Raw genomic sequence first — 15,816 nt, 5'->3', positions numbered from 1 at the left:
TCCGCTTCGGGTTGGCAAGGCCCGGCAATCGAATGGTGAGAATGTGCGTTTTTCTGTCCTGATCCTGAGCCTTTTCGCTGCGATGGGTGCTCCGGCGGCCGCGCAGGGCGTCTGGGAGACGGCGGCCCGGCTCGACGCTTCGCGCGCCGGTCTCGCCGTGGTCGCCCATGATGGTCGTATTTATGCCGCCGGCGGCGCCGGCCTAACGGATCCGCGCAGTGAATTTGAAAGCTATGACATCGAGCTTGATCGCTGGTTCCCGGAGACCGCCCTGCCGCGCGGGCTGGAGCGGTTCGGGATGGCGTCGGTCAATGGCCGCATCTATGTCGCCGGCGGTTATGCGCGCGGCGAGGACGGTGTCGCGCCGAGCGCAGGCGTCTGGTCCTGGTCCTTCGACGGCAATATCTGGCAGAGCGAGGCCGCGATGCCGGCGGCCAAGGCAGACCTCGTCCTGGTGACGGTTGATACGTCGCTCTATGCCTTTGGCGGACTTCGTGACGACCGGGAAGCCTTCGTCTTTGATCCCGAGGCTCGCGAATGGGATACGCTTGCCGTTCCCCAAGGCGTCACGCGCCGGGCGGCAGCTGCCGCCGTGGTCGATGGCCGGATCTATCTGGCGGGTGGACGGCAGGACGCCGAAGTGCTGACCCGCGTCGATGTCTTTGACCCACAGACCGGTGACTGGGATCGAGCCCCGGACCTGCCGACACCGCGTTCCGGCGCCGCCGTGGCGGTGCTTGACGGGCGCATCCATCTGCTCGGCGGCCGCGGTGCTGACACCCGCGAGACGTTGCAGACACATGTGTCCTGGCAGCCCGGTGATGCCGACTGGCGCGAGGAGGCCGCGTTGCCGGCGCCGCGCACCGGCGGCGGTGCGGCGGTGCTGGCTGATGAAATCTATTTGATCGGGGGCGGATCCGGCGGTGGTTTCCTGGCACCGTTCACCGCCCTGGACACGACAGATGTGTTTGATCCGGGCAACGATTAGGGGCGCGGCGTCAGGCTTGCAGGGGACAGCCCAATGTCTGGCGCGCCGTCCTGAAACGGAACACGCATGAAACCGCGATTGAAAACTTCTCCGGCTGCCCGCGAACTCATCAAGCGGTTCGAGCCCTTCCGATCCGAAGCCGAACGCGGCGATGATGGACGATGGGTTGTCGGCTATGGCCACCGTGCCGCCGCCAAACCCGGTGTCCGTGTCACCGAGGATGAAGCCTCGCTTCTGCTGATCTATGATGTGATGCGGGCTGAGGAAGTCGTCGACGACAGCATCACCGGTCCCCTGTCGCGGGATCAGCGCGACGCGCTCACCTCCTTTGTCCATGACGTCGGCGTCGACCGCTTCCGTGGATCCGATGTCGCGCGCTATCTCTTCGAAGGTCGCGCCCGCGCCGCTGGCGAGGCACTCGCCGCTTTTGGCGATGGAACATCGCCGCGGCGCGAGGCCGAGAGCACGCTCTTCCTTGATGCGTTGATGCCCGCCCAGCCGGGACGGGCGCGCAAGTCCGAGCCGGTCGAGCTGGTCATCAAGATTGAACACCCGACGGAAGAGCGCGTGCTGGAAGGCGCGATCGCCGGTGCTGACTCGCCGCCTCCGCCGGAAGCCTATTCCGATCTGCCGCCGCCACCGCCGCCGCTTGATGCCGGTCAGGTCCGGCGCCGTGAAGCGGAAGACGAAATCGCCCGCATCCTGGCCGCCGTCCAGGCCCTGCCGCCGGAAGTCCGTCAGGATCTTACCGATGAAGCCATGGCGCCGGTCGCCGAGGCTGTTTCGGACATGCGCGATGATCCGGTCGATGCCCGTTTCGAGGCTGTCGAAGAGCTGGAGGCCGAAACCGGGCCTGATGCGTCATCCGAGGCGATGACTGCCGATGACGTGGCGGTTGAAGCCGAGGCCCCTACCGAGGCCAACACAGACCCAGGCGAAGACCGTGATGGCGTGGCCGCGCATGACACGCATGACGCCCCGGCGACCGATCCCGAGTCTGCGGCAGAGCGTGTGATCGCCCGCATGGCCGAGGAAATCGGTGATGATGTGGCAGATGACCCGTCTGCGGCGGAGGCAACTGACACTGTCGATGCGTCTGCCCAGGGCGACACCGCAGCCGAGGCCGAGGAACGGGCTGCGCCGACTTCGATGCCCGCGCCCGTCGCTGCCTTTGACCTGCCGGACGGCATGGGGCTGGGCTTTGTGCTGACTAATCGCCAGCCGGTCGCCGTCACTGAACCCGAAGTGGATGCACAGACGGTTGCCGAACAGGCTGACGTTGCATCCCAAGGGCCGGCTGAATTGCCGGAGCGTTATTCGCTCGACCTGCCCAGCGGCACCGGCCTTGGCTATGCCTTGACCAGCATCATGCAGGGGAGCTTCCGGGCCGACGCAGAGCCGGAAACGGCGCCTGTCGAGGAGGTCGTTGACACGATCAACGCCGGGACTGCGGACGGGACTGCGCCTGAGCCTGAAGCCACGCCTGAGCCTGAACTTGACGCGGAAATCGCCGCCGACGCCGAAACCGAAACACCGACCGTCGAATCAGATGCCGAAGTCGTCGAGCGCCCGGTCAGCCTCGGTGGGGACGACACACCGCCGCCGCACCCCGCCGAAACGCCGGCCGAGGCCAATGGCGCGATTGGCGAGGTCGCCGGCGAGCCGGTCGCCGCTGATCAGACGATGCACGTCGCGCAGGATGATGATCTCGGGGATGACCCGATGACCAGCGGCCATGATCCGATGTCCGACACCGGCGATGATTTTTCGCCAAGTGATCTGGCCGCCGATGTCCACACCACGCAGGACCGTCCCGGGCCGCGTTCGGATGACGGATTGTGGACATTTCTTGCCGTCCTGATCGCCGGTGGTTTGCTGGCGGGTTTCGGCAGCGTGCTGGCCGCGTCCGAATGGGATTATATCATCGCACAGCGTGAAATGACGCTGAATTTCGGAATGGCCATCGCCGGATTTTTCCTCGTCATCGTTGCCGGGTGGCAACTCGCTTCGATTTGGCTGTCCAAGTTGAAACAAAAGGCCGGTAACTAGCCTTTTTCGCGCCATTCTGTTTCGCGGCCCGCACCGGTCTCTCTTGACCCGGTCGCGGGCCGTGCTACATCGCGCGGCATGATACCGAACCAATATCCCTCGCTCGATTTCAACCTCGGTGACACGGCCGAAATGATCCGTGACACCGTCCGTTCCTTTGCCAGCGACGAGATCGCGCCGCGTGCGGCCGAGATCGACAAGACCGACATCTTCCCGGCCGATCTGTGGAAGAAGATGGGGGATCTGGGCCTGTTGGGCATCACCGTCAGCGAAGAAGACGGTGGTACCGGGCTTGGCTATCTCGAGCACGTCATCGCGATGGAGGAAATCTCCCGTGCGTCTGCTTCGGTCGGCCTGTCCTATGGCGCCCACTCCAATCTCTGCGTCAACCAGATGCGACGCTGGGGCAATCCCGAGCAGAAAACCAAATACCTGCCCAAGCTGATCTCCGGCGAGCATGTCGGTTCTCTGGCCATGTCCGAGCCGGGCGCCGGTTCTGATGTTGTCTCGATGAAGCTCAAGGCGGAGCGCAAGGGCGATCATTTCGTGCTCAATGGCTCGAAAATGTGGATCACCAATGCGCCGGCCGCCAATACGCTGATCGTCTACGCCAAGACCGATACCAGCGCCGGCTCGCGCGGCATTTCCGCCTTCATCATTGAGCGCGGCATGACGGGCTTCTCGGTCGCTCAGAAGCTCGACAAGTTGGGCATGCGCGGATCCGAAACCGGTGAACTGGTGTTCGAGGACTGCGAAGTCCCGGTCGAAAACATGATGGGTGAGGAGGGCAAGGGTGTCGAAATCCTGATGTCCGGCCTCGACTATGAGCGCGCCGTTCTTGCCTCCGGCCCGGTCGGCATCATGCAGTCCTGCATGGATGTGGTGATGCCCTATATCCGCGAGCGCAAGCAGTTCGGCAAATCGATCGGCGAATTCCAGCTCGTCCAGGGCAAGCTGGCCGACATGTATGTGCGGATGAATGCCACGCGGGCCTATGTCTATGCCGTGGCCCAGGCTTGCGATCGTGGTCAGACCACGCGCAAGGACGCTGCCGGTGCCATCCTCTACGCCGCCGAGGGCGCGACCCAGATGGCGCTGGACGCGATCCAGCTCTTGGGCGGCAATGGCTATATCAATGAATTCCCGGCCGGCCGCTTGCTGCGCGATGCCAAACTCTACGAGATCGGGGCCGGCACGTCGGAGATCCGCCGCTGGCTGATCGGGCGCGAATTGTTCGACGAGACGAACTAGGCTCCCGACACGGGCGCCAGACATGTTAGGCTCCGGGCAATCGCTGCCTGGAGCCTTTTTCATGGCTGATTATTCCGATCTCAAAGCCGTTTTCGTCAATTGCACGCTCAAGCGCTCGCCCGAGACCTCCAATACCGAAGGTCTGATGGCAGTGTCGCGCGCGATCATGGAGAAACAAGGCGTCACGACCGACCTCATCCGCCTGGTCGACCACGACGTCCCGCCCGGCGTCTATCCCGACATGACCGAGCATGGCTGGTCATCCGATGACTGGCCGCAGCTGTGGCAGCGCATCGAGGCGGCGGACATCCTGGTCGTTGGCACGCCGATCTGGCTGGGTGAGGAAAGCTCGGTGGCGCGGGTGCTGATAGAACGCCTTTACGCCCAGTCTGGCGACATGAATGACAAGGGCCAGTACGGCGTCTACGGCAAGGTGGGCGGCTGTCTGGTGACCGGCAATGAAGACGGCATCAAACATGTCGCGATGAGCGTGCTCTATGCACTCCAGCATGTCGGCTACACCATTCCGCCGCAAGCCGATGCCGGCTGGATCGGCGAGGCAGGCCCGGGCCCATCCTATCTTGATGAGAATTCGGGCGGTCCGCAGAATGATTTCACCCAGCGCAATACCACATTCATGAGCTGGAATTTGATGCATATGGCGGCGATGCTGAAGCGGGCCGGCGGCTTGCCTGCCGACGGCAATTCGCGCAAGGCTTGGGACGCGGGTGCACGCTTTGACCACCCCAATCCGGAGTATCGTTGACGTCTTCGCTGCCACGACAAGGAATTGTGCATGATCTATCCCCCAACACTGCTCGCTCTGGCGTTTCTGGCGGTGAGCTGCACCGCCGAACCCGCGGGCGCCCAGCCGGGCGGCATGGATCGTCTGTCGGCCTATGACACGATCGATGCCTGCCTCTATCGCGAAGCCGGCCCGGTTGATCGCCAAGCCTGCATCGGCGAATACCGCACGGCCTGCGAAACGCTGTCCGCCGACGGTGAGACCATGGTCGGTATGATGATGTGCGTCGGCGAAGAGTATGAGGCTTGGGATCGCTGGCTGAATGAAGCCTATCGGGATTTGCGCGAAAGCCTGCCGGAAGATGCCGTCGTCAACCTGCGCGAGGCCCAGCGCGGCTGGATGGCGCATCGCGACCAGGACTGTCTCTTCCTGTCAGGCCTTTATGCGGGCGGGTCGATGGAAGGGCTCGAGCGAGCGGGCTGCCTGACCAGCAAGACGGCTGAACGTGCCATCGAGCTGATGCATTGGGATGCGGTTTATCCGCCCTTCTGAACCGCCGCCGTCAGGCCCAGCGTGACCCGCATCTCGTCATCAATGCCGGCCAGCATGCCTTGCGCCGCGTCATAGCCGGCATCGCGGACTTCCTCGAAACGTTCCCATTCGCGGATATCGACTGAGGTCTCCGGCAGGATCAGCAGGTCGGCGGCCTCGCGTCCGATGTCGCGGTGGTCGGCAACTCCGATCGTGGCGGCGCGCATCAACAGGGAGGCAATCGGTGGTGGTGATTTCAGCCCGTTCTTGCGCACCCATTCGAGAAAGCCGGGCGGGTTTTCGAAGTCGGCCGGGTTGAGGCCCTGCGCCCGGGTCACATCAACGCCCACGACGGCGCCGCGGTGGAAGGCGCGCATCTCGCGGGCCGGGAAATTGGTGAAGACGGCACCATCGACCAGGATCTGGCCATTGACCACGACCGGCGGCAACAGGCCCGGAATGGCGATCGAGGCGCGCAGCGCATGTCTCAGCGAGCCGGAACGGTGCACTTGCGGGCGGCCACTGGCGAGGTTTGACGACAGGCAGAAATAGGGCCGCACCATTTCCGCGATCTCGACATCGCCGAAATGCTCCTTCAGGCGGGTATCGACCTTTTCGCCCTTGGCCAGCGAGACCACCGGCAGGGTCCAGTCGTCCAGCGGGTTGGAATCGACGAAGGCCTTGCGGATGCGCTGCTCCAGCTCATCATCGGACCAGTCCAGCGCCACGCCGGCCGCGATGATGGCGCCCATCGAGGCGCCGCCGACAAAATCAAACGGCAGGCCCGCTTCGCGCAGGGCGCGGATCGCGCCCATATGGGCATAGGCGCGGGCGCCGCCGCCGGAGACAACCAGGCCGACCGAGCGACCGGACAGGGTGCGGGCGAGGCGGGCCGTGTCGGCGACGTGCTGGTTCTGGCGCCAGTGGAAGACACGCGATGCATCGGCAGCATTGGCCCAATCCTGCGGTCGCGAGGCGGCGCTTACACCGCCCGGGTGGAGCAGCACGACATCCAGCAGTTTCAGCCGCATGGCGGGCGAGGGATCGTCCGGCAGCAAGGGCGTTGACGGTCGCGCATCGGCGCGGGCGAACAACCACATCCGGTCGGCCCGGCCCATCGCGCGGCGGGCCCAGGCGGGATCCGAGAAACGGGCGGTCATCAGCACAATGTCGTGCTCGCGCTCCAGCGCGTCCAGCTTTTGGCCACTCCAATCAGCGCAGGCCTCGTCGGCGATCCCGCAGCTCGCGCCCATGCCGGTGAGCGTCGCCGCCAGCTCCTTGGCCCGGTAGTCGAGATCAATGGTCGGTGAAGTGCCAATAAGGGCGAAGACTTTCGGCTCGGACCCGGAGGCGCGCCGCGGCCCCCGCAGGCGCGTCAGCATCATGCGCGATAATTCTCGCATCAGACTGGCATGCTTGTTGGTCAGGCGTTCGAAGCTCGCCTTGGGCAGGCGCACCAGCTCGCTGTCACGCAAGGCATAGACGCTGGCCGAATGCGGGGTCTCGTCGAGCATGGACATCTCGCCGACCGGCTCGCCGGCGCGGATATAGCCGATCAGGTCGGGTCGCCCGAGCGCCCCGTTGCGGAAGGCCGCCAGGGCCCCGGAGCGGACCAGATAGATGGCGTCCGCCTCATCACCCTCCCGAAAAAGGAGTTGGCCGGCCGGTAGGCAAAACCATTCCACCTCGTGCTCGACAGCATCCAGAACCGATTTTTCGACCCGGTTCAGGAAGGGCAGGAAGGAAAGATTGAGAGGCATGGGACCTGTCAGCGGCTTGAATCAGTGGCCACTCTAGAACCCGGTCGCTGGGTTATGAAGGGGGATGCTCGGTGGCGCCGGTCCACCAGGGATAATAATCAGAAACGACGACGCAGGACCAGATGACCGACCGGACGGACCGAGCGGGATTGGCTCTCACCGATCGCATCGGCGTCGATACGGTCGAGGTCGTCCAGCAGCGGCATGCGTTCGCCGGTTTCCGGATCGAACAGAATCATCTGGTCTTCGCTGGTATCCTGGAAATAGGCACCGCCTTCCATCGTGATGCTCCAGGCATCCATGGTGCGCACCGTGATGCCGGCACCGAAATAGCGGGTCAGCGCGTCGAGATTGGACCGCGTCAGTTCTTCCGACAGTTCGGCGTGCGGAAAGGCGGACCAGGCCGGGGCATCGCCCTGGCGCATCCAGGCCGGGATAGCGCGGTCGCGGCGCTGGGCGATCGTGCCGGCCGATAGATAGAACTCATCGCCGAATGGGTGGATGTCGACTTGTCCGGAGACGGCGGCGATATCGGCGTGGTCGGACGCGGCGTGGTCGGCCAGGATGGCCACATTCGAGGCGGAGGAAGTATTAACGCGCCAGCGCACGGTCGATGCCGTGTTGGCCTCACCGATTCCCGTCATCCAGGCGGCCGAATCGGCCGACTGCCGGGCTTGGGCCTGGCCCGTTGCCGCCACGAAAAGCGTGGCGATAACAAATGCTTGCACGCGCATATGCACCTCCCACAAGAAACCGGACCCAGTGTACCGCAATCCGCCTTCAATCCCCATCAGCCTGCAAGGGAGGACTGAATCATGTCTTAACCGGTCGCGTGACTCATTAAGAATCCAACAAGCCGGTTCGACCTTGCAACCATACGCGGTCCGGCCCGGTGTGCCAAGCAGAGCGAGAGCCGACTTGGCCTATTCCATTGCCTCCAGGTTCGTTGGCGCAAGATAATCAAGGGGTTCTATCCAATCGATATTCGGCGCCCCCTGGATGTAGGCGTCGAGCAGGGCCTTGTGCCCGGCTCCGTAAATAACGAGGACGCGCTCACCCGGTTCCGCAATTTCCGCGATATTTGAGAAAATGTGCAGATTTCGGCCCCACCAATTCGTCATTTCCCGTGCCCCGGTCGGGTCATTGGCGCCGCCCATCTGGGCGAGCAGCAGATAGAGATTGTGCATATCGCGGGTGGGTTGCGAATTCTCCGAGACAAGCCGTTGCAGGATCGACCGGTCCAGCGAGTCCCGTTCGGCGAGTATCGTGCGGACCTCGCCGATATAGCTTTCCCACGTCGCCAGGAGGTCGGTCTGACCAGCGGTCTGGGCGGCCGACAGCATGGCGTCGAAATCCATCCCGCCGGGATGGTCGACCGCGTAAAGGCGGTCATGGCCGAGCCGCGCGGCCAGGCGCATGCCGATTTGCTGCCTTTCATTGACGCCCAATTCCCGTTCGCCTCCGACGAATTCCAGATAGCGGGCATTGAAGCCGGCTTCGTGTTCGGGCGTCAGTTCGACCGCGATACGTGTCGGCGCGAAGGTTTCGAGTCGGTCGAGCACGATGGCGATCTCGGCCTGTCGGTGCGGTGCCAGGAAGTCGTCGACTTCGGGGTTGATCATATCGCTGCCGCCGCCGGTGAAATGAAATGTTCCCAGCACCATGACTTGTCCCGGGGGCGGGCTGTCATCAGCACCGGCGCTGGCGGCCGGCGCGGTGGCGCAGGCGATGGCTATGGTGAAGGCGGCAAGTGTGGCGCGCATGATATTCTCCCCTCGACTGGATTTGTCGGCATCATGATGCGCCGGGAAACCGGTTCGGATGCATGATTGTTTGCCATCGACGCCGTGCGCGGGTTAATCAGCCAGCACGATTGCAGCTTTCGGGGCCTTCATGACCAAGCTCGTTTCCGCGCTCGACACCAACTCTGCCGCGTACCGGGAAAATGCCGACGCGATGGCGGAACTGGTCGCAGACCTGCAGGTGCGTACGGCCGCTGCTGCCGTCGGCGGTTCGGAACGTTCGCGCGAGAAACACCTGTCGCGCGGCAAGCTTCTGCCCCGCGAGCGCGTTGAGCGCCTGCTGGATCCCGGCTCGCCCTTCCTGGAAATCGGCGCCCTGGCGGCGAATGGCATGTATGAGGGCAATGTCCACGGTGCCGGCATGATCGCCGGCATTGGCCGGGTCTCCGGACGCGAAGTGATGGTGGTCTGCAATGACCCGACCATCAAGGGCGGTGCCTACTACCCGATGACGGTGAAAAAGCATCTGCGGGCGCAGGAAATCGCCATGCAGAACCGGCTGCCTTGTGTCTATCTGGTCGATAGCGGCGGCGCCAACCTGCCGCACCAGGCCGACGTCTTCCCCGATCGCGACCATTTCGGGCGCATCTTCTACAACCAGGCCAATATGTCGGCCGAGGGCATTCCGCAGATTGCCGTGGTGATGGGGTCGTGCACGGCTGGCGGTGCCTATGTGCCGGCCATGTCGGACGAGACGGTCATCGTGCGCAAGCAGGGCACCATCTTTCTCGCCGGACCGCCCCTGGTGAAGGCCGCGACCGGCGAGGTCATTTCAGCCGAGGATCTCGGCGGTGCCGATGTCCATGCCCGGACCTCGGGCGTGGCCGACCATTACGCCGCCAATGACGAACACGCCCTGCACACGGCGCGCCGCATTGTTGGCACGCTGAACAGTGTCAAACAGGTTGATCTCGATCTGTCCGAGCCGCGCGAACCCGCCTATGACACCGCCGAGCTGAATGGGGTCGTGCCGGCCGATATCCGGGCGCCTTACGATGTCCGCGAAGTGATTGCCCGACTGGTCGATGGTTCGGAGTTTGACGAGTTCAAGAAACTCTATGGCGAGACCCTGGTCACCGGTTTTGCCAGGCTCTACGGCATGCCGGTCGGCATCATCGCCAATAACGGCATATTGTTCTCGGAAAGCGCCCAGAAGGGGGCCCATTTCATCCAGCTGTGCGCCCAGCGCGGCATCCCGCTGGTCTTCCTGCAGAACATCACCGGCTTCATGGTCGGCTCGAAATACGAGGCGGGCGGCATTGCCAAGGATGGTGCCAAGCTGGTCACCGCCGTCTCGACCTATCGCGGACCGAAATTCACCGTGATCATTGGCGGCTCCTATGGCGCCGGCAATTACGGCATGTGTGGACGTGCCTACAGCCCGCGCTTCCTCTTCATGTGGCCCAACGCCCGCATCTCGGTGATGGGCGGCGAGCAGGCCGCTGCCGTGCTGGCCACCGTCAAGCGCGACGGCATGGAAGCGCGCGGCGAGGACTGGTCGCTGGAAGACGAGGCCGCCTTCAAGGCGCCGGTCCGCGACGCCTATGAAGCCGAAGGCAATCCCTATTTCTCGACCGCCCGGATGTGGGATGACGGCATCATCGCTCCGTCGGATACGCGGCGGGTTTTGGGTCTGTCGCTGTCAGCCGCGCTGAATGCGCCGATCGAGAAGACGAAATTTGGTCTGTTCCGGATGTAGCGCCTACCGGCAAAGCGCGTAATTTCAAAGCGTTGCGGCGAACAACTCCTCGACTTTCCGGCGTGACAACGGGTTAATTCCTGTTAAGGCTGGTTGTGTTGAACCCGCCAGAACATGGCGGAGGGGGAGTGCATGCCGGAGTTTGTCGAACAATTTCTCAGCTTCGCCCGCGAGGGCTTTGCCGAGGTCAATGCCGTGCTCGGCCTGCTGGTCGCAGCCGTGGGCACGCTCATCCTGTCAAAATGGTCGCGTCTCATTGTCGTGGCCGGCGGCGCCGTTATTGCCCATATCATCCTGGAACGGCTTGCGCCCGTGATTGCAGAGGTTGGCGGCTTTCACCTTCCGCCACTTCTGGAAGCGCATTTCTGGCGCTATGTCGGCGTCTTGTTTGTCGGCTATCTCGTGGTGATCGGAATCCTGTTCGCGATCAAACGGGTTGTCACAAAAAGTTAAGAAAACTCGCCTGTCAGGAGAACCCGCTTTCCAAGACGAAAATTTCACTAGAACGTTAACACTGTGCACTTGTCTTGGGGTAAGGTGAGCGCAGCGTTTGTTTGCGGAAGGGGACCGCGTAATGGAATTTCTCGACCAGATCATGGGCTATATCCAGCCCGCTATTGACTTCTTCATGCCGGGCCTTGCGGCCTATGCCGGCGACGGCACGGTGGTGAACTGGATGCCGCTGGGCATTCAGCTGGGCGTGATTGCGCTCGTGCTGGCTCTCCTGATGCGGGAATTTGGCGCCATCCTGATCTTTACCGTTGTCGGCGTGATCATTCATGTCATCGTCGATGTGGTGATGCCGATGGTGCGTGGTGGCGGAGCCGGCGATTTCGACATTGCCGCCTTCGGTGGACAATTCACCCAGACGCCGTATCTGCTTTATCTCGGCGCCTTGGCGATCGGCTATTTCGTGGCCATCATCATCCTGTCGATGATCAAGGGCTTGGTCTTCCGCGGCGATTGATCGCGGCGATACCGGCGGCGTAGGGGCGCTGTCGGGCTGGGGGCAAAAGCGGGCTGGCGGGAAACCGTCGGCCCGTTTTTCTGTCCGGGCCATGGCGAAAATGATCTGGCGGCTTGTTGCGCGGCGCCCGGAGGCTTAAGGCTAGGGGACTGATTTCATACAGTCCTGCCTGCGGAGATTGCCATGACCGACGCCCCCGTCCTGCTCGATGTCAGCCCGGCCGGCGTGGCCGTGGTCACGCTCAACCGGCCCGACAAGCACAATGCCTTCAATGCCGAGGTGATCGCCCAGCTCTCCGACACGTTCGAGACGTTGCGGGCCAATGGCGATGCGGTCCGCATTGTCTTCCTGCGCGGCAATGGCGGCAGTTTTTCCGCCGGCGCCGACCTCGACTGGATGAAGGCGGCCGCGCATTACACCGAGGCCGACAATGAAGAGGATGCGATGGCGCTCGCCACCATGCTCAAGCGCCTCTACGACCTGCCGCAGATGACCGTCGCCCTGGTCCAGGGCGCGGCGATGGGCGGCGGTGCCGGACTGCTGGCGGCCTGTGATGTCGGCATTGTCATGAAAGACGCGAAGATCCGCTTTTCCGAAGTGCGCCTCGGGCTGACCCCGGCCACCATCTCGCCCTTCGTCATCCGCGCCATCGGTCCGCGCTGGGCCCGCGCCCTGTTCGCCTCGGGCGAAGGCTTTGACGGCAATTTCGCGCACCAGATCGGGCTTGCCCAATATGTCGTCGAGAATGCTGACGAGATGGCGGAGATGGAAGAGTATCTCGCCAAGCTGGCTTTCTCCGCCGCGCCGGGCGCCGTCGCGGATGCCAAGAAGCTGGTCGATGATGTGACCGACCAGGAGATCAATCACGGTCTCGCGGTGCACACCGCCAAGGCGATTGCCAAGCGCCGCGCCTCGGAGGAGGGGCAGGAAGGGCTGGCCGCCTTCCTCGAGCGCCGCAAGCCGCGCTGGGCGGAGTAAGCAACCTGTCCAGTCCTCGTGCCTTCCTGCACGCCCGCCGCGCCGCGCTTCGGGCCTGGTTCGTGCGCGGCCCATGGACGCTGGGCGTTTTCGAATTTGTCAGTTTCGGGATCAAGCAGGCCTGGGCTTGCCTGTTCGGCGGGCTGATGCTGGCCCTGCTGCTGGCGACCTTCCTCTGGTACCCGGCCGATGCCGCGCTGACGCGCTATGACTTCATCACCCTGGCGGCGCTCGGCATCCAGATCGCCCTGCTGGTCACCCGGCTGGAAACGCTGGAGGAGGCGAAGGTCATTGCCATCTTCCATGTCGTCGGCACGGTGATGGAAATCTTCAAGACTTATGCCGGCAGCTGGGTCTATCCGGAGGAGAGTTTCCTGCGGATTGCCGGTGTGCCGCTCTTCTCCGGCTTCATGTATGCGGCGGTCGGATCCTATCTCGCGCGGGTCTGGCGCATTTTCGAATTCCGATTCGACCGATTCCCAAATTTATGGCTGCAATTTGCTTTGGCGACAGCGGTTTACATAAACTTCTTCGCGCATCACTACGGGCCGGACATCCGTCTTTTTCTTTTCATCGCGACGGTCGTGATCTATGGCCGCTGCGTGGTTTGGTTCCGGCCGGATGAGGCGCATCGGCCGATGCCGCTGGTGGTCGGTTTTCTGCTGGTCGCGCTCTTTATCTGGTTTGCCGAGAACCTGGGAACCTTCGCCCGCGCCTGGTCCTATCCGGGACAGGAGGTGAGCTGGCACGTGGTCTCCCTCGCCAAGCTCGGCTCATGGTATCTTCTGATGATCATCAGTTTCGTGCTGGTCGCCGCTGTGCAATACCGGCGCGAAGATCCTTCACGGGACGAGACCAAATCACGGGGATGACAGGCTCATGATCAAGACGCTTCTGATCGCCAATCGCGGCGAGATTGCTCGCCGCGTGATGCGGACGGCCAAACGGATGGGTATCCGCACCGTCGCCGTCTATTCCGAAGCCGATGCCGACGCGCCGCATGTGCGCGAGGCGGATGAGTCGATCCTGCTCGGTCCGGCCCCGGCCTCGGAAAGCTATCTGCTGGGCGAGAAGATCATCGAGGCCGCCATCGTCACCGGCGCCGACGCGATCCATCCCGGCTATGGCTTCCTGTCGGAAAATGCGGCCTTCGCCGAGACCTGCGCCAAAAACAACATTATCTTTGTCGGCCCGTCACCGGAAGCGATCCGCGCCATGGGGCTCAAGGATCAGGCCAAGGCGCTGATGGAAAAGGCCGGCGTGCCGGTCACACCGGGCTATCATGGCGACAATCAGGACCCCGCCCATCTCGAGGCCGAGGCTGGCCGGATCGGCTATCCGGTCCTCATCAAGGCCGTCGCCGGTGGTGGTGGCAAGGGCATGCGCAAGGTCGATGCGGCCGAGGACTTCCTTGCGGCGCTGGACAGCTGCAAGCGCGAAAGCTCCAAGAGTTTTGGCGATGACCGCGTCCTGATCGAGAAATTCATCACCAATCCGCGCCATATCGAAGTCCAGGTCTTCGGCGACAGCCGTGGCCGGGTGATCCATCTCTATGAGCGCGACTGCTCGCTGCAGCGCCGTCACCAAAAGGTGATCGAGGAAGCGCCGGCGCCGGGCATGACGCCGAATGTGCGCCAGGCCATGTGTTCCGCCGCGATCAATGCGGCCAAGGCGGTCGATTATGTCGGCGCCGGCACGGTCGAATTCATCGTCGACGGCTCCGGCGATCTGCGCGAGGACGGCTTCTTCTTCATGGAGATGAATACCCGCCTCCAGGTCGAACACCCGGTCACCGAAATGGTCACCGGCCTCGATCTCGTCGAGTTGCAGCTGAAGGTCGCGGCGGGCGGCTCGGTGCCGCAGCAGGATACGATCGGGCTGACCGGCCATGCCATGGAAGCTCGGCTCTATGCCGAGGACCCGGTGGCCGGATTCCTGCCGTCGACGGGTCCGCTGGAGCGTCTTGAATTCCCGCAGACAGGGCCGGGGCGCCGCGTTGATACCGGCGTGGAGGAGGGCGGCGAGGTGTCGCTCCATTATGATCCGATGATCGCCAAGCTGATCGCTCACGCTGAGACCCGCCGCGAGTCTGCCCACATCCTGGCCGACATGATTGATGAGCTGGTGGTCTATCCGGTCCGCACCAATGCCGCCTTCCTGCGTCGGGCGGCCGTGCATGAGGATTTTCTTGCTGCTCGTCTATCCACCGGCTTTATCGAGGCCAATCTCGAGACGCTGGTTCCGACCGTCGTACGTCCGGTCGATGGTGCCTTGGCCCTGTTGGGGGCGCTCGACTTGCGTCCGATCCTTGGCGGTGCCCTTGACCCGTTCGAGAGCGCCGATGGCTGGCGCCTCAATGCGCAGCCGCGGATCGAGCATCGTTTCGACGTCGCCGACGAGATCATCACGGTCGTCCTCACCCGGGCCGGACGCGGACTGACGGTCCGTATTGGTGATGAGATCACCGATATCCGTGATCTCGGCATCGAAGACACGGCGCGGGGCTACGCCTTTGCCGCCCGCGCCGATGGGGTCGACCTGCACGCTGTATGTGAACCGGTCGAGGGCGGTGTTCTGGTGGCTTGCCAAGGCCGGGCCACGGTCTACGCCTTCGAAAACCCCGAAGCCGCTGCCGACGCGCTGGAGGCGGGCGATGTGATCAAGGCGCCGATGCCGGGCAAGGTGTTGGCGGTCAATGTGAAGGCCGGTGACAGCGTGAAGAAGGGCCAGGCCCTCGTCGTGCTGGAAGCGATGAAGATGGAGCATGCCCTGGCCGCGCCGCGCGACGGCGTGATCGGCGAGCTGGCGGTCGAGACGGGCGGCCAGGTTGCCGAGGGCGATGTGCTGGTCGCGCTCGAGGCGCTGGAAGAGGTGGTAGCCGCCTGACGCGTCGGCTCGCCTCGCTCATGCCTTGGACCTGTGCGTGAGCGCAAGTCACCATTGATAGCTTGCCGAGATTCCGCCGTAACCAGGAAATCAGGTCAAGGGCGCGAAGCGCCGCTGTGCGGTTTCACCCTTGAGCTGATTTCCTGGTTACGGCCTTCTG

Annotated in this window: 14 protein-coding genes; 11 read left to right on the top strand and 3 right to left on the bottom strand. The window is 63.5% G+C overall.

The window, feature by feature from the left end:
- Nucleotides 1-43: 43 nt before the first annotated feature.
- The 5 genes from AWH62_RS12515 to AWH62_RS12495 all read left to right on the top strand — a co-directional run bounded on the left by AWH62_RS12515 (nucleotide 44) and on the right by AWH62_RS12495 (nucleotide 5,585).
- On the top strand, nucleotides 44-988 hold the full coding sequence (locus AWH62_RS12515) for a kelch repeat-containing protein (protein ID WP_158025627.1): 945 nt from the start codon (nucleotides 44-46) through the stop codon (nucleotides 986-988).
- 78 nt (nucleotides 989-1,066) lie between these two features.
- Complete coding sequence (locus AWH62_RS12510; protein ID WP_143743045.1) at nucleotides 1,067-3,037, top strand: hypothetical protein; 1,971 nt, start codon at nucleotides 1,067-1,069, stop codon at nucleotides 3,035-3,037.
- Between the two features lie 78 nt (nucleotides 3,038-3,115).
- A complete protein-coding gene (locus AWH62_RS12505) occupies nucleotides 3,116-4,288 on the top strand; it encodes an isovaleryl-CoA dehydrogenase (protein ID WP_075190828.1) in 1,173 nt (390 codons plus the stop codon).
- Between the two features lie 61 nt (nucleotides 4,289-4,349).
- Nucleotides 4,350-5,054, top strand: coding sequence for a flavodoxin family protein (locus AWH62_RS12500; protein WP_075190827.1), 705 nt, complete (start codon nucleotides 4,350-4,352; stop codon nucleotides 5,052-5,054).
- Nucleotides 5,055-5,084: 30 nt separating this feature from the next.
- Nucleotides 5,085-5,585 (top strand): lysozyme inhibitor LprI family protein, encoded by a 501-nt coding sequence (locus AWH62_RS12495; RefSeq protein WP_075190826.1) that lies wholly within the window; start codon nucleotides 5,085-5,087, stop codon nucleotides 5,583-5,585.
- On the opposite strand, the gene AWH62_RS12490 is transcribed toward AWH62_RS12495, so the two are convergent.
- The 3 genes from AWH62_RS12490 to AWH62_RS12480 form a co-directional block, all read right to left on the bottom strand.
- The gene (locus AWH62_RS12490) at nucleotides 5,570-7,324 is read right to left on the bottom strand and encodes a patatin-like phospholipase family protein (RefSeq protein WP_075190825.1); all 1,755 of its coding nucleotides are present in this window, start codon (nucleotides 7,322-7,324) and stop codon (nucleotides 5,570-5,572) included. The two genes, AWH62_RS12495 and AWH62_RS12490, sit on opposite strands and share 16 nt — an antisense overlap.
- A gap of 98 nt (nucleotides 7,325-7,422) precedes the next feature.
- On the bottom strand, nucleotides 7,423-8,058 hold the full coding sequence (locus AWH62_RS12485) for a hypothetical protein (RefSeq protein ID WP_143743044.1): 636 nt from the start codon (nucleotides 8,056-8,058) through the stop codon (nucleotides 7,423-7,425).
- Nucleotides 8,059-8,247: 189 nt separating this feature from the next.
- Nucleotides 8,248-9,087 carry a DUF5694 domain-containing protein gene (locus AWH62_RS12480; RefSeq protein ID WP_075190823.1) on the bottom strand — a complete coding sequence of 280 codons (840 nt, stop codon included), beginning with the start codon at nucleotides 9,085-9,087 and terminating at the stop codon, nucleotides 8,248-8,250.
- Between the two features lie 130 nt (nucleotides 9,088-9,217).
- On the opposite strand from AWH62_RS12480, the gene AWH62_RS12475 reads away from it, so the two are divergent.
- From AWH62_RS12475 to AWH62_RS12450, 6 genes are all read left to right on the top strand, one after another.
- The gene (locus AWH62_RS12475; protein WP_075190822.1) at nucleotides 9,218-10,825 is read left to right on the top strand and encodes a carboxyl transferase domain-containing protein; all 1,608 of its coding nucleotides are present in this window, start codon (nucleotides 9,218-9,220) and stop codon (nucleotides 10,823-10,825) included.
- Nucleotides 10,826-10,957: 132 nt separating this feature from the next.
- Nucleotides 10,958-11,278: a hypothetical protein gene (locus tag AWH62_RS12470; protein ID WP_075190821.1), complete on the top strand. Its 321-nt coding sequence runs from the start codon at nucleotides 10,958-10,960 to the stop codon at nucleotides 11,276-11,278.
- A 121-nt stretch (nucleotides 11,279-11,399) separates the two neighbouring features.
- Nucleotides 11,400-11,792 (top strand): hypothetical protein, encoded by a 393-nt coding sequence (locus tag AWH62_RS12465; RefSeq protein WP_075190820.1) that lies wholly within the window; start codon nucleotides 11,400-11,402, stop codon nucleotides 11,790-11,792.
- A gap of 183 nt (nucleotides 11,793-11,975) precedes the next feature.
- Nucleotides 11,976-12,770: an enoyl-CoA hydratase-related protein gene (locus AWH62_RS12460; RefSeq protein ID WP_075190819.1), complete on the top strand. Its 795-nt coding sequence runs from the start codon at nucleotides 11,976-11,978 to the stop codon at nucleotides 12,768-12,770.
- Nucleotides 12,771-12,832: 62 nt separating this feature from the next.
- Nucleotides 12,833-13,642 carry a DUF817 domain-containing protein gene (locus AWH62_RS12455; RefSeq protein WP_075190818.1) on the top strand — a complete coding sequence of 270 codons (810 nt, stop codon included), beginning with the start codon at nucleotides 12,833-12,835 and terminating at the stop codon, nucleotides 13,640-13,642.
- Nucleotides 13,643-13,649: 7 nt separating this feature from the next.
- Nucleotides 13,650-15,656, top strand: a complete 2,007-nt coding sequence (locus AWH62_RS12450; RefSeq protein ID WP_075190817.1) for a biotin carboxylase N-terminal domain-containing protein — start codon at nucleotides 13,650-13,652, stop codon at nucleotides 15,654-15,656.
- Nucleotides 15,657-15,816: the final 160 nt, after the last annotated feature.

It is taken from the genome of Maricaulis sp. W15 (genome assembly GCF_001924955.1).
Classification (GTDB): Bacteria; Pseudomonadota; Alphaproteobacteria; order Caulobacterales; family Maricaulaceae; genus Maricaulis; species Maricaulis maris.
The sequence above is the reverse complement of the archived record's forward strand: the minus strand, read 5'-3'. Positions and strand labels throughout refer to the sequence as shown.

What these genes read in the sequence shown, in the direction of transcription:
- AWH62_RS12480 (WP_075190823.1), bottom strand. Translation starts at nt 9,087, where the DNA reads ATGCGCGCCACACTTGCCGCCTTCACCATAGCCATCGCCTGCGCCACC.
- AWH62_RS12490 (WP_075190825.1), bottom strand. Translation starts at nt 7,324, where the DNA reads ATGCCTCTCAATCTTTCCTTCCTGCCCTTCCTGAACCGGGTCGAAAAA.
- AWH62_RS12465 (WP_075190820.1), top strand. Translation starts at nt 11,400, where the DNA reads ATGGAATTTCTCGACCAGATCATGGGCTATATCCAGCCCGCTATTGAC.
- AWH62_RS12505 (WP_075190828.1), top strand. Translation starts at nt 3,116, where the DNA reads ATGATACCGAACCAATATCCCTCGCTCGATTTCAACCTCGGTGACACG.
- AWH62_RS12500 (WP_075190827.1), top strand. Translation starts at nt 4,350, where the DNA reads ATGGCTGATTATTCCGATCTCAAAGCCGTTTTCGTCAATTGCACGCTC.
- AWH62_RS12475 (WP_075190822.1), top strand. Translation starts at nt 9,218, where the DNA reads ATGACCAAGCTCGTTTCCGCGCTCGACACCAACTCTGCCGCGTACCGG.
- AWH62_RS12485 (WP_143743044.1), bottom strand. Translation starts at nt 8,058, where the DNA reads ATGCGCGTGCAAGCATTTGTTATCGCCACGCTTTTCGTGGCGGCAACG.
- AWH62_RS12470 (WP_075190821.1), top strand. Translation starts at nt 10,958, where the DNA reads ATGCCGGAGTTTGTCGAACAATTTCTCAGCTTCGCCCGCGAGGGCTTT.
- AWH62_RS12495 (WP_075190826.1), top strand. Translation starts at nt 5,085, where the DNA reads ATGATCTATCCCCCAACACTGCTCGCTCTGGCGTTTCTGGCGGTGAGC.
- AWH62_RS12450 (WP_075190817.1), top strand. Translation starts at nt 13,650, where the DNA reads ATGATCAAGACGCTTCTGATCGCCAATCGCGGCGAGATTGCTCGCCGC.
- AWH62_RS12460 (WP_075190819.1), top strand. Translation starts at nt 11,976, where the DNA reads ATGACCGACGCCCCCGTCCTGCTCGATGTCAGCCCGGCCGGCGTGGCC.